Annotated in this window: 16 protein-coding genes; 5 read left to right on the top strand and 11 right to left on the bottom strand. The window is 42.9% G+C overall.

The annotated features are described in order from the left end of the window. Nucleotides 1-22 precede the first annotated feature (22 nt). The gene (locus B4H32_RS01445) at nucleotides 23-517 is read right to left on the bottom strand and encodes a DUF4442 domain-containing protein (RefSeq protein ID WP_004681821.1); all 495 of its coding nucleotides are present in this window, start codon (nucleotides 515-517) and stop codon (nucleotides 23-25) included. A 14-nt stretch (nucleotides 518-531) separates the two neighbouring features. Next, the gene (locus tag B4H32_RS01440; protein ID WP_004756136.1) at nucleotides 532-1,020 is read right to left on the bottom strand and encodes a YajQ family cyclic di-GMP-binding protein; all 489 of its coding nucleotides are present in this window, start codon (nucleotides 1,018-1,020) and stop codon (nucleotides 532-534) included. Nucleotides 1,021-1,110: 90 nt separating this feature from the next. On the opposite strand from B4H32_RS01440, the gene B4H32_RS01435 reads away from it, so the two are divergent. Then, the gene (locus tag B4H32_RS01435; RefSeq protein WP_004678456.1) at nucleotides 1,111-1,425 is read left to right on the top strand and encodes a rhodanese-like domain-containing protein; all 315 of its coding nucleotides are present in this window, start codon (nucleotides 1,111-1,113) and stop codon (nucleotides 1,423-1,425) included. Nucleotides 1,426-1,494: 69 nt separating this feature from the next. Here the strand turns inward: B4H32_RS01435 and mnmC are convergent, their stop codons facing one another. From mnmC to B4H32_RS01415, 4 genes are read right to left on the bottom strand one after another with little or no spacing between them, the layout of a single operon-like run. Then, the gene (gene mnmC, locus B4H32_RS01430) at nucleotides 1,495-3,399 is read right to left on the bottom strand and encodes an FAD-dependent 5-carboxymethylaminomethyl-2-thiouridine(34) oxidoreductase MnmC (RefSeq protein ID WP_004756133.1); all 1,905 of its coding nucleotides are present in this window, start codon (nucleotides 3,397-3,399) and stop codon (nucleotides 1,495-1,497) included. 18 nt (nucleotides 3,400-3,417) lie between these two features. After that, nucleotides 3,418-3,861 carry a hypothetical protein gene (locus tag B4H32_RS01425; RefSeq protein ID WP_286799400.1) on the bottom strand — a complete coding sequence of 148 codons (444 nt, stop codon included), beginning with the start codon at nucleotides 3,859-3,861 and terminating at the stop codon, nucleotides 3,418-3,420. A 3-nt stretch (nucleotides 3,862-3,864) separates the two neighbouring features. Next, on the bottom strand, nucleotides 3,865-4,167 hold the full coding sequence (locus B4H32_RS01420) for a YciI family protein (protein ID WP_004678452.1): 303 nt from the start codon (nucleotides 4,165-4,167) through the stop codon (nucleotides 3,865-3,867). 23 nt (nucleotides 4,168-4,190) lie between these two features. Beyond that, entirely contained in the window at nucleotides 4,191-4,802 is a 612-nt protein-coding gene (locus B4H32_RS01415; RefSeq protein ID WP_286799399.1) for a septation protein IspZ, read from the bottom strand. 45 nt (nucleotides 4,803-4,847) lie between these two features. On the opposite strand from B4H32_RS01415, the gene B4H32_RS01410 reads away from it, so the two are divergent. Further along, a complete protein-coding gene (locus B4H32_RS01410; protein WP_004756131.1) occupies nucleotides 4,848-5,699 on the top strand; it encodes a PHP domain-containing protein in 852 nt (283 codons plus the stop codon). Nucleotides 5,700-6,057: 358 nt separating this feature from the next. On the opposite strand, the gene B4H32_RS01405 is transcribed toward B4H32_RS01410, so the two are convergent. After that, entirely contained in the window at nucleotides 6,058-6,969 is a 912-nt protein-coding gene (locus B4H32_RS01405; protein WP_286799398.1) for a bestrophin family protein, read from the bottom strand. Nucleotides 6,970-7,013: 44 nt separating this feature from the next. Continuing rightward, nucleotides 7,014-7,748: a RadC family protein gene (radC, locus tag B4H32_RS01400; RefSeq protein ID WP_286799397.1), complete on the bottom strand. Its 735-nt coding sequence runs from the start codon at nucleotides 7,746-7,748 to the stop codon at nucleotides 7,014-7,016. 114 nt (nucleotides 7,749-7,862) lie between these two features. Here radC and coaBC point away from each other — a divergent pair, with 114 nt between their 5' ends. From coaBC to B4H32_RS01385, 3 genes are all read left to right on the top strand, one after another. Further along, nucleotides 7,863-9,119 (top strand): bifunctional phosphopantothenoylcysteine decarboxylase/phosphopantothenate--cysteine ligase CoaBC, encoded by a 1,257-nt coding sequence (gene coaBC, locus B4H32_RS01395; protein ID WP_286799396.1) that lies wholly within the window; start codon nucleotides 7,863-7,865, stop codon nucleotides 9,117-9,119. Nucleotides 9,120-9,324: 205 nt separating this feature from the next. After that, the gene (locus tag B4H32_RS01390; RefSeq protein ID WP_004681809.1) at nucleotides 9,325-10,164 is read left to right on the top strand and encodes a bifunctional transcriptional activator/DNA repair enzyme AdaA; all 840 of its coding nucleotides are present in this window, start codon (nucleotides 9,325-9,327) and stop codon (nucleotides 10,162-10,164) included. Then, nucleotides 10,151-10,759 (top strand): alpha-ketoglutarate-dependent dioxygenase AlkB family protein, encoded by a 609-nt coding sequence (locus B4H32_RS01385; RefSeq protein ID WP_004681808.1) that lies wholly within the window; start codon nucleotides 10,151-10,153, stop codon nucleotides 10,757-10,759. The genes B4H32_RS01390 and B4H32_RS01385 overlap by 14 nt, the downstream gene beginning before the upstream one ends. Nucleotides 10,760-10,773: 14 nt before the next feature. On the opposite strand, the gene B4H32_RS01380 is transcribed toward B4H32_RS01385, so the two are convergent. From B4H32_RS01380 to B4H32_RS01370, 3 genes are all read right to left on the bottom strand, one after another. Next, nucleotides 10,774-11,052 (bottom strand): hypothetical protein, encoded by a 279-nt coding sequence (locus B4H32_RS01380; RefSeq protein ID WP_004681806.1) that lies wholly within the window; start codon nucleotides 11,050-11,052, stop codon nucleotides 10,774-10,776. 24 nt (nucleotides 11,053-11,076) lie between these two features. Then, a complete protein-coding gene (locus tag B4H32_RS01375; protein ID WP_004681805.1) occupies nucleotides 11,077-11,262 on the bottom strand; it encodes a hypothetical protein in 186 nt (61 codons plus the stop codon). Nucleotides 11,263-11,355: 93 nt separating this feature from the next. Continuing rightward, on the bottom strand, nucleotides 11,356-11,628 hold a 273-nt coding region (locus B4H32_RS01370; protein WP_286799395.1), incomplete at its 5' end, for a protein-export chaperone SecB.

The raw sequence follows: 11,628 nt of genomic DNA, 5'->3' as shown, positions 1-11,628 counted from the left end.
GGCTTTATTTTAAAATCTAAGATTATTTTTTACGTTTTGGTAACCATGCCCAAAGCATTTGGCATTGGATCGGCTCGTTACCAGAATCATCAATAACGGTCACAGGAATCAATAACTCGCCTTTTTCATTGTCAGCGATAAACTTTTGTTGATCGGCTGATAAAGTTGCGGTTGCCGTTAAACCACCCTGTGCAACCTTTAAATAGTCTACGTGCAGTGATTTGATCAACAAAATCCGATCATCAGGAATATGTAAACCTGTTAGGAAACCCGTTGCCGTTTCAGCGAGTAAGGCCATTGCTGCTGCGTGAACCCCTTTAATATGATTTTGCATATTACGTTGGTTTTCAATGCGCACAGTGACATGGTCTTTATCGACTTCCAAATAGCGAATGTTTGCAGTCCCCACCATTGGAACAACTCGTCCAAAGGCTTTGCTCCATAATGTACTGCGAATACCTTTTGGAAATTTAGAAGTGGTTTTAACCAGCGTATAAAGACGGTTATCTTTTGCCATAGTGAACCTATTGCTTAGTCTTTGAAATTATTAAATTGAAGCGGTAGACCAAATTGCTGTTCACGTAAAAAGTTCATGACCTGTTGCAAAGTATCACGCTTTTTATCAGTGACACGGATTTTGTCTCCTTGGATAGAAGATTGCACCTTGATGCCACTTTCTTTAATGGCTTTATTAATTTTTTTTGCGGTATCTGAGTCAAGTCCATCTTTCAGCTTGATCACTTGGACCACATTTTTACCAGAAGCAGTCGCTTTTTGTGGATCTAAAGCTTGTACATCAATCTTACGTTTATAGAAGTGATTTTCAAGCATGGTATAGACTTGTTCACATTGGAAGTCACTTTCAGTTGAGATTTTGATTTCTTTATTTTTTTCATTTAACTCAATTGAAACGTCTTGTCCACGAAAGTCAAAACGTGTTGCAATCTCTTTTTCTGTATTTTGTACAGCGTGATTGACTTCAAATAACTCTAATTCAGAAACAATATCAAAAGAAGGCATGGTTAGACCTTTACAAAGGGAAAGAATATTTGAGATGCTAAGGGTGTTTTCTTCATTTGCCAAGTGTTGTTTACATCAAAGGAGTGCACAATGATCCGTAAACAAGAAATTACAACATTTGAGTTCCCAGAAGGCGCAGTCATTTGGGATGTCCGAGATGCCAAAGCTTATGCAGAGGCACACGTCAAAGGGGCGTTGAATCGTCCAATTGCTGAATTAACTGCGGATAGTTTGACTCAGGTTGCAGCGGATCAGCCGATTTATATTCTATGTGGTGGTGGTAGTAAAGCACCACGCGCAGCAGAGCTTTTAGACGGTTTAGATGATTCTCGTGAATATGTTGTATTGATGGGCGGTACACGTGCAGCACGTGATGCTGGCTTAGCTTTAGAACAGGGCGCATAGATCAGTTAAATTTGCCAAAATACTTGGATATTTTGGCAAATTTAAAGAATGAACAACAAAAATAATAATTTACCCAGAATAATAAGGTTTTTTAGCTTTTAATTTCTTTTCAAATCTTTGAGGATTTAATTTATCCAATAAACTTTGAGGAACTGGGCAAAGTTCACCTAAAATTAATGCTGCCAAGATTTCACTACATAATGGCGCAAATAAGAAACCTTTCGATCCTAAACCAGCAAAAGTATAGATTTGACCAAGATTTTGTATTTTCCCAACTAAGGGGAAATAATCTAAACTTTGTGCGCGAACCGATGCTCTTCCTTGCCAAGTATCTACAGAGGGAAGTCCTTGCGCATATTTTGGAAAGACATTGTGGATAAGTTCGTAGTTATGCACATGGTCTTCTGTTAGCACTTCTGCATCATCCCGATTAGGATAAAAAGATGCGCCTAGAATCAATTGAGCAGTATCCAGTTGCATGCAATAGCCGCCATAACTATAAGCCTGATCCAGTGCTAAAGGCCGCTGGCTATTCTCAACCCAGCTGACTTGTCCTCGAATTGGTTTTAGGACAGGATAATTTTCAAATAACTCAGCACTTTGTTTAGCACAACAGACAATCGCATGATCCGTTATGGCAATTATTTGTTGGTCTTGCCAGAGTGTAACTTGGCTATCAGTCGACTCTAATCGAGAAATTTTTACTTTTTCTATTCGAATATTAGCATGTTGTAAAATCTCATCACGTAACTGATGAGGGGAAACTGCACCTGCCTGATTTAAGGTTATGCTTGAAAACTCAGTCTGCGGAATAGAGTTGTCTGTTTGCTTTGTATTTGCAGATAATACTTTTTCAGGATATTGCTCAACCAGACCTAACAATTCATCCGCATTTTTTAAGGCAATCTGTTGAACCTGAATGGATCTAAAAGCCTTGAATCTGGGATAAAAATTCAAGGCATGTTGCCAACTCAAGGTCATCAAGTGTTCATGCGCCTGTTCAATTGGGCATAGTTTTGGATTGAGCAACGCCAGTGGATTGCCAGATGCACCTGAAAGTGGCTCATTTTGCTCGTAGATCGTAACTTGATGTCCTCGTTGAGCAAATGCCCACGCTGAGCTTAAACCTGCGATTCCTGCGCCAATGATGGCGATTTTACGTTGCTTTGATGTTTCGGACTTTGGTGGAGCTGCAATAGTTGTTTCTGAATCTTGCGACTGGGTTTCAGTTTGGGAGGTATCTAGCCAAATCGCCTTGAGCATTTCCCGCTTGTGCCCAAAACCGCGTGGACGGCTGATTTGGATGCCGTGTTGTTTAAGCCCACGTTTTAATATGCCTGCGACACTAAAGGATGCGAAAGTTGTTCCAAAATCAGATAAACGCACCATATGATCTAAGACATTTGCTTGCCACATATCTGGATTACAAGATGGGGCAAAACCGTCCAAAAACCATGCATTCACTGTTTGGGTTTTGGGAATCGTTGGAAAAATATCCTGAGCATCACCTAGCCATAAATCAATACTAAAACGTTCTTCAGGAAAACTTAAGCGATGACAACCTGCAATTGGCAAGGGATATTGCTGAATCAGTTTTTCTGCTAAAGGTTTGAGTTCAGTCCAAACATTCAGTGCACGGATCAAATCAGCTTTATTTAATGGAAATTTTTCAACGCTGACAACATGTAAATGGCTGTGATTATCTAAGCGAACTTGTTGCCAGAGTTGCCACAGGGTCAAAATATTGAGTCCTGTACCAAAACCAGTTTCACCTACACAAAAATATTGATAATCATGTAATTGAGAAAGGCGTTCGGTTAAATCATTGCCATTTAAAAATACATGTCGGGTTTCAAGCAAACCATTGTCTTTAGAGAAGTAAACATCACCGAATTGCTTAGAAATAGGAATTTCGATGTCATCGACTATTTCCCAGTCTAATTCAGCAGTTTGCAATTTTGATGAGTGAGACATAAATAAAGAAATCGTGTTTTACCACTGACGGCGGCGTTTAGTGTGAACATAACTGGCAATAAAGAAACCTAGAATTACCCCGACCGCAATGGTCATCGCGCCATAAAGGAACATTTGGGCACTGCGTTCACTTTGTAGAACCTGCACCTGAACAGTAAGATTGTCATTTTTGAGTTGTAATTCTTGATTTTGCGAGAGCGCTTCAAGATTGGCATTTTCAAGTTGTTTTAGGCGATTGGCTTGATCTTGAAGCAATGCTTTGACTTTGGCTTCTTGTTGCTGTTTTGCCTTGGCAATTTGTTCAGCCGTTAAAGGCTTTGCTGCCGTGCCAGTCACATTTGTAGCAGTGGCTGTAACAGATGATTTCGGTTGTACTGCTGGTGTGGGAGATGGAGGTTCAACGGCCCATACGCTTGAGCTGAATAAACAAAAAGCGAATAGACTTTTAATGGCAACTTGCATGACTTACCCTTTTGGAAAAGCTTTGTTGAAAGGTTTTACTTCAATCTTTGCGTAAATCCCTTCTTTTAAAAATGGCTCTTCCTGAATCCATGCATCCAGTGCTTCACGACTCTCAAATTCAACAATGATGGTGCTGCCTAAAAATCCAGCCTGTGGATCATTCGGGTCTTTTGGATGCGCACCCGCAGCAATTAAGCGACCCTCATCATCCAGCTTTTGTAGACGCTCTACATGCCGGGGGCGAATTGCTAAACGTTTTTCCAGGGTATCTTCGTGATCAGTACAGGTCAGGACAAAATATGGCATAGTAGTCGCTCAAATGATTCAGGTTAGTCAGTGGCTTTAAAATGCTTTCTTAAGCAAATCAGTATAACAGCAAGGTAACTGATAGAAACGATAATATCGCCGAAAGCCGTGAATTCGCCCCAGTATTTTCCCTGCATAAATACAAAGCCAAAGAAGAAATGCAGTGACGCCAACAAGAAGAACTGCCCACACCATGCCCAGTTTAGACGCATCCAGCCTTTTGGTGTCAGTTCAAGCAACGAACCCAAAAGTTTTTTAATAATCGGTTCACGTTCTTTGTTAAACAGGGGCGTAACCAGAAAACCTATTCCAATCCCGATATTGATAATGACCGCTTTCATTTTGATATAGGTCACTTCACTGAATGCCAGTGTAATTCCACCAAAAACCACTGACATGACAACGATAAACCACTGCATTTTTTCCAGTTTGAACTTCTGGAAAAAGAACAGGCAACCATAGACCACAAGGGTCGAGATCAGTAGCGCACAGGTCGCAACCAGAATATGGTTTTGATCAGTATTTCCTGCACTGCCCACAAGCTCCAGTAATGGATGGTGACTATCTTTGGGATCGGTGGTTTTATAAAAATAAAAGAAGATAATCAGTGGGAGGTAGTCGAGCAACGCTTTCATGTTACAGTACAGTGGTGAAATAGGTCAGATAGCATAATACAAACCATGTTCGGTGTCGATTTACATACGCATAGTTTCATTTCAGACGGTACCTTGTCTCCTGAACAATTGGTACAGGCTGCGGTTGACTTAAAAATCCAGACCTTAGCCCTGACCGACCATGACACGATGGACGGTGTGGCAAGGGCGAGAGATTATGCTCAAGATCATGATATTCAAATTATTTCTGGTGTGGAAATTTCTAGTCAGTGGTCACGTCCCAGCACTAAAAAGAGTTATGGGGTGCATATCGTTGCATTGAATATGCAGGATGAAGTTCCGATCAAGGCAATGCTGGAAAATCAGAAAAAAGTGCGGGCTGAGCGGGCAAAACTGATTTGTGAGTTATTGGAAAAATGTATCGGTTTTGATATTTATCCAGATGTATTGGCAAAAGTGGATGGTCAGGCAGATCGGGTGACGCGAACCCATATTGCCAAAACTTTGGTTGAAAAAAATGTTGTCGCTCGTCCTCAACAGGCATTTGACCGTTTCCTGAAAGAGGGCAAAAAGGCTTTTGTCAAATTTGATGGGGTAGGTTTAAAAGAGACCATTGATGTGATTCATGCCAGCCAGGGCTTTGCGGTATTGGCACATCCGACCCGTTATGATTTGTCTGCAACCAATATCCGTTATTTGATTCAGTTATTTGCTGAGTTTGGTGGTGATGCGGTTGAGCTTCCTGGCAGTAGTGAAGCGCTTTCTACGCGACACATGGTGGATCGGATGATTCAGGAATATGGTTTAGCGGTTTCAATTGGCAGCGATTTTCATGGAGACAACATGCCGTGGATTAAGCTTGGTAATACCCCAAAAGTTGCTGATGGACAAAAAGGGGTGTGGGAAAGTTTTAGATGATAATGGAATGAAAAAGTTAGAAATATTTTTGATCAATTATATTCTTCATGATTCTGTTATGGAAAGCGCATTGGATGCCTCATGGATTTCCATTGTTCTATACTACGACTGCCAAATAATATCTTGAGTCTGCTGGTTCTTAATGGTCAGGTATTGCTTTTGTGAGAACATTAAAAGCTTGGTGAAGAAAATTGTTTCCATCAGCTTAAGTTGGTTTTCATCCACTGGTATTTGAAAATTTTGTTGTTTAAGCCAAATGCACAATCGTGTCTCTGTTTGAGAAGTGCCGATTTCAACTTTTTGAATATTGTTATATCGACACTTTTTATATTGACCACATAAGTGAAAAAATTATAATTTACAACAGATTATGATCATGTGCCTGAATCGGTGGTGGTGTTGGACGACCTAAGGTACTCAGCAATTCAATTTCAATGGTACGTACCATTGCATCCAGTGGCAGGTCATTACTCTGTGTACCGAAAGGCTCTTCAATCTCTGTACTTAAGGCATCGAGGCCTAGAAAGGTATAAGCCAAAATTCCAACCAAGAGGGGGGTCACCAAACCCAGTAAAGAACCCAGGCTAAAAGGCAACATAAAGCAAAAGAAATAAACGGTTCGGTTCAGCAAAACTGAATAGGCAAAAGGAATTGGGGTATTGGCAATCCGATCACAACCCGTATGCATTTCACTTAAGGCCGCGACATGACGATTCATCTGCGTATAAATAATATCGGAGATTTCCCCATCTTTCAGGGCCTGTAACAGCTCCCACTGGATCAGGCTCAGGGTATATTGTGGCGCATTGTGCTGCTGGTAAAGCTGGTTAAGCGCCTGCTGGCTTAAACCACTGGTTTCTGTCAGTTCAGTTGGGTTGGCGGTTTGATGGCGTAAACGGTCGCGTAACACATTGGCAAATACAATCACATGCTGAATCACACGTTCACGCCGTGCCTGGGTCAAGATTCGGCAATCGCGGTCAAAGTGTCGTGATGTGGCAATCAAAACGCCCCAAAGTTTACGTGCTTCCCACCAGCGGTCATAGCATGCGGTATTTTTAAAACCAAGGAAGATTGAAAGCACCACCCCGATCAGGGTAAAGCCGACGAGGGGGATTTCAGGGAAGCGGTATAGATCAATATATTCAATTCCACCAATAATGGCGGAGATCAACATGACAAAACCAAGAGAGGGTAAAATTTTGGGTAAAATCGTCCCACGCCATGAAAATAAAACCTTAAAAATACTTGGCTGGTCACGGACAATCATGTTGTTTGAATCATTAATTTTATCTGCTGATGTTCCTGTTTGCTCTAGGCTTTGTCAAGACCAGATTGTTTGATTCGGACAGGTTTGAGTAGTTGTTGCTCAGAAAAGGAAAAATGGTTTTCAGGTGAAATAATAAAGTGATCAAGCAACTGGATTTCAAGTAACTGGCAGGCTTGTTTTAATTGCTGGGTGAGGTAAATATCTTCGTGCGAGGGCTGGGCAATGCCATAAGGATGATTATGTGCAATCACGATTTGGCAGGCCTGTTGCTGAAGCACATAACGCAAGGTCTGGTTAATGGATACACTGCAACTATGCTGTGATCCAAAAAAAAGTTTCTTAAAATGCAGTTTCCTGAGCTCAGCATCCAGACACAGCACCGCAAACACTTCCTGTTTTTCACCTTGCAGTTCATAGCGTAGATAGTCAAGCACCAATGTAGATGTATCTAGGCAAAGCCGTTGCTGGTGAAAGTAATTATTCAGATAACGCCGTCCAAGTTCCTTTACCGCCATCAGTTGTGCGTATTTGGTATCGGCAATGCCGTTAAACTGGGAAAGTTCATCAAGTGAGGCATCAAAAATTGGGTTGAGTCCACCAAAATGCTGGATCAGAATACGGGCAAGCTCAACCGCCGAGTGCTGTCTGGAGCCTGAGCGTAGGAAAATCGCCAGTAACTCGGCATCGGATAAACTCTGCGCCCCCTGTGATAATAAGCGTTCCCGTGGTCGTTCTTGTTCTGGCCATGCCTTGATGGACTGTTTTATGGATTGATTCATGCTGAATATTCACGTTCATTTTATTGTAGTGTATGTTTTTCCGAGCGCATGGCTTGGGTATGACTGTATTTAATGCTATTGTGAGCGCCACTGCAACAGCAAGGTATCCTGTTTGTGAGCTTCGATCTTAGTGTTATTCCTCATAAAAACATTATATTGGCGGTTACGGGTGGCATTGCTGCTTATAAAAGTGCCATTGTGGTTCGTCGTCTAAAAGATTATGGCTTTGATGTCCGTGTGGTGATGACACAGGGCGCACAGGCTTTTATTACCCCGCTTACTTTTCAGGCCCTTTCAGGTAATCCAGTGCATACTGAACTGCTTGACCCAGAAGCCGAAGCAGGCATGGGGCATATTGAGCTGGCACGCTGGGCAGATTTGATTCTGGTTGCGCCTGCAAGCTGTGACAGCATTGCCAAGTTTGCCAATGGCTTGGCGGACGATTTGCTGAGTACTTTATATTTAGCCACCAAAGCACCTGTCTGGGTTGCGCCTGCCATGAACCAGCAAATGTGGGCAGCCAAGGCGACACAGCGTAACCTGAAAACTCTGGTTGAAGATGGTGTGCATGTGATTATGCCAGATGCAGGTGAACAGGCGTGTGGTGATGTGGGCTTAGGGCGTATGCCTGAACCTGAGGACTTGGCGCGTCAGGTGGCGGCTTATTTCCATAAAGCCCAGCGTGCTATTGCAGAAAAGTTTGGTTTATTGGCGGGTAAACGTGTCACCATTACCGCTGGCCCGACCCGCGAAGCGATTGATCCTGTACGTTATATTTCCAACCACAGCACTGGAAAAATGGGCTTTGCCTTGGCGGCAGCCTGTTATGCCGCAGGGGCAAAAGTGACTCTGGTGGCAGGGCCTGTCAGTCTGGATACTCCAAATGGTGTGCAACGTATCAATGTCAGTTCAGCCATGCAAATGCTGGATGTCAGCATGAACCAGTTGCAACAGGGTTGTGACATCTTTATTGCGACTGCTGCGGTGGCGGACTACCGTGTGGCACAGGTTGCGGAGCATAAAATCAAGAAAGCAGGCGATGAGCTTGCGTTATCCTTGGTGAAAAATCCTGATATTGTGGCGACGATTGCCCAGCAACAGCAGCGCCCATTTATGGTCGGTTTTGCTGCTGAAACCCAGAATGTTGAGGAATATGCCGCAGGCAAACTGGTCGCGAAAAAGCTGGATATGATCGCCTGTAATGATGTGTCGCGCCCTGATATTGGTTTTGCATCTGATGAAAACGCCATGACGGTGTTCTTTGCCCAGTCCTATCACATGAATAAGCGTGAACTGGAAAAAGCCTCAAAACAGGAGATTTCACAGCAGTTGGTTGAGTCTATTGCCGATGCGTTGCGTCGTCGTTTATAAAAAGCCTGGGAGGGCGTGTGTTTACGCCCTCTTTTTTTTAAATTTGAGCTGATATAAGCAAATGGATGTGCCAACCATTGCCATAAAAATGCAGCTATAAAAAAGAGCAGAATAAGAAGTTGATAAATGAATAGCATCTTTCGGATTTTCTTGGCGCAGGAAGCTTGTTAGTGTGGAGAGACAGCAGCAATTAGAGGATAGAGAAATGCAACAGCAGCGTACTTATGATCGTATTGCTCAAGCGATTGCCTATATCCAGCAAAATTTTCAGCAGCAGCCACAACTGGGTGAAGTGGCAGCACATATTCATTTAAGCCCAGCACATTTCCAGCGTTTGTTTACCGATTGGGTGGGAACCAGCCCTAAAAAATTCCTGCAATACACCAGTGTTGAATATGCCAAAAATATTTTAAAACAACAGGGCAGTGTGCTGGATGCGACCTTTGAGACAGGACTTTCCAGTACCAGTCGTTTGCATGACCTGTTTATCCAGATTGAGGGCATGACCCCAGCCGAATATAAACAGGGCGGACAAGATTTAATAATTCATTATTCCTTTGCTGAAACCTTGTTCGGTGAGGTGCTGGTTGCTTCCACACATAAAGGCATCTGCGCATTAAGCTTTGTGGAAGATCAGGCGGAGGCCTTGCAGCAATTGAAATTACAGTTTCCTAAAGCTCAGCTTGTTGAGCAAATAGATGAATTTCAGACTAATGCGCTGGCTTTCTTTCAAAAAGACTGGGAAAAACTGCCTGAAATTAAACTACATCTAAAAGCAACCGATTTTCAACTGAAAGTCTGGCAAAGCCTGCTTCGGATTCCAATGGGGCAGCTTTCCACCTATGGGCAGATTGCGCAAAATATAGACCATGCCAAGGCAGCCCGTGCGGTGGGCACAGCGATTGGCAGTAATCCCGTGGCTTTCCTGATTCCATGTCATCGGGTGATTCGGTCCACGGGTCTTTTGGGTGGCTATGAATGGGGAATCCTAAGGAAAACAGCGATGATTGGCTGGGAGGGAGCACAGACGCATGCAATTGTTTGATATTGAAGCTGACCCAAGGCATAACCATTTACCCTATGATGGAACGGTGCAGTATTATGGCAAAGTCATACAGGAAATGGTCGCTGATGATTATTTTGAAAAGTTGATGCAAAATATTGCTTGGGAAAATGATCAGGCCATTATCTTTGGTCGGCAGATCACCACCAAAAGAAAAGTGGCATGGTATGGCGATCAGGGGTATGAATATACCTACTCCAATGTCAACAGATACGCCTTGCCGTGGACGGTTGAACTGCTTGAGTTAAGGCAACGGGTGCAGCAGTTGACAGGTGAGCGCTTTAATTCATGTCTACTGAATCTTTACCATACAGGTGAGGAGGGAATGGCCTGGCACAGTGATGATGAAACCGACTTAAAGAAAAATGGCGCGATTGCATCACTCAGCTTTGGTGCGGAACGGAGATTTGCCTTTAAACATAAACAAAGCAAGGAAAAGGTGGAGCTGTATCTGGAACATGGCAGTCTACTGGTGATGAAAGACACCACACAAAGCCACTGGCTGCACCGTTTGCCACCCACCAAGAAAGTGTCGACTGCCCGTATCAACCTGACCTTTAGAACGATTGTTGAATAGCATCATCAGTGGCCTTAAACATAGTGATAAAGCTCAACGTCCGTAAAAGTCTGGTTAAATGCCTCGATCAGGCGATTAATTTGTTCAGCCTGATCTGGCACCAGCATCCAGTAAGGGTTTTCATTCGAGATTAATAACAGTGCCAGCCCATGTTGTTCTGCAACCGCATAGATGTTGTCAAAGTGGATGGCATAGATATATTCCCTAACATCAGGCTCATTTTGAGCATCTAAGTCTGAATTATCATCTTCAGCAAAAAGTTGTTCTATTTGCTCCTCAATACGGTTGTTCAACTGTTCAATATCTACCTTGGCCTGTTATAGTTGGTGGCATTCATCTGTGCCATTGTCATAATATTGTTTTAATTCGACATATTGGATGTTTGAGTATGGGCTATTAACCCATTCAATAAATTGATAAAAATCATGTAGCTTACGAGGGACAAGGCTTGTGGCAAGCTCAGGAAATACCTGCTGGCAAAGGGTATATGGTACTGTGGACATTATTTGTTCTCATTTTATCTTATCCATATCGTTCTCATTATAAAATAATAAAAAACCACAGCAGGTGCTGTGGTTTTTTGCGCGCTTAAAGTGTTATGCCTGACCTTGGGCATCACCTTCAGCTTGTAGACGCTGCATATTGGCTTCAAATTCAGCATCAAAGTTAATTGGGGTAAGCAACAATTGTGGAAAGCTACCCTTGGTCACTAGATCATTCACTGCTTCACGCAAGAACGGGAACAGGATATTCGGGCAGTAAGCACCCAGAACGTACGGAAGACGATCTTCCTCCACGCCATCAACCAGGAAAATCCCTGACTGGGTCACATCAACAATGAATGCGGTCTCACTTTCATTGGTGGCCTG

Origin of the sequence: Acinetobacter sp. UBA2063 (assembly GCF_002333245.1) — a bacterium.
In the GTDB taxonomy this organism is placed as follows: Bacteria; Pseudomonadota; Gammaproteobacteria; order Pseudomonadales; family Moraxellaceae; genus Acinetobacter; species Acinetobacter parvus.
Note: the sequence above shows the minus strand (reverse complement) of the source record. Positions and strands in the feature narration are given on the sequence as shown.

Excerpts from the sequence above, each read along its gene's own strand:
- B4H32_RS01405 (WP_286799398.1), bottom strand. The coding sequence starts at position 6,969 with ATGATTGTCCGTGACCAGCCAAGTATTTTTAAGGTTTTATTTTCATGG.
- B4H32_RS01425 (WP_286799400.1), bottom strand. The coding sequence starts at position 3,861 with ATGCAAGTTGCCATTAAAAGTCTATTCGCTTTTTGTTTATTCAGCTCA.
- B4H32_RS01415 (WP_286799399.1), bottom strand. The coding sequence starts at position 4,802 with ATGAAAGCGTTGCTCGACTACCTCCCACTGATTATCTTCTTTTATTTT.
- B4H32_RS01435 (WP_004678456.1), top strand. The coding sequence starts at position 1,111 with ATGATCCGTAAACAAGAAATTACAACATTTGAGTTCCCAGAAGGCGCA.
- B4H32_RS01410 (WP_004756131.1), top strand. The coding sequence starts at position 4,848 with ATGTTCGGTGTCGATTTACATACGCATAGTTTCATTTCAGACGGTACC.
- mnmC (WP_004756133.1), bottom strand. The coding sequence starts at position 3,399 with ATGTCTCACTCATCAAAATTGCAAACTGCTGAATTAGACTGGGAAATA.
- B4H32_RS01440 (WP_004756136.1), bottom strand. The coding sequence starts at position 1,020 with ATGCCTTCTTTTGATATTGTTTCTGAATTAGAGTTATTTGAAGTCAAT.
- B4H32_RS01375 (WP_004681805.1), bottom strand. The coding sequence starts at position 11,262 with ATGTCCACAGTACCATATACCCTTTGCCAGCAGGTATTTCCTGAGCTT.
- B4H32_RS01445 (WP_004681821.1), bottom strand. The coding sequence starts at position 517 with ATGGCAAAAGATAACCGTCTTTATACGCTGGTTAAAACCACTTCTAAA.
- B4H32_RS01385 (WP_004681808.1), top strand. The coding sequence starts at position 10,151 with ATGCAATTGTTTGATATTGAAGCTGACCCAAGGCATAACCATTTACCC.
- B4H32_RS01420 (WP_004678452.1), bottom strand. The coding sequence starts at position 4,167 with ATGCCATATTTTGTCCTGACCTGTACTGATCACGAAGATACCCTGGAA.
- B4H32_RS01390 (WP_004681809.1), top strand. The coding sequence starts at position 9,325 with ATGCAACAGCAGCGTACTTATGATCGTATTGCTCAAGCGATTGCCTAT.
- radC (WP_286799397.1), bottom strand. The coding sequence starts at position 7,748 with ATGAATCAATCCATAAAACAGTCCATCAAGGCATGGCCAGAACAAGAA.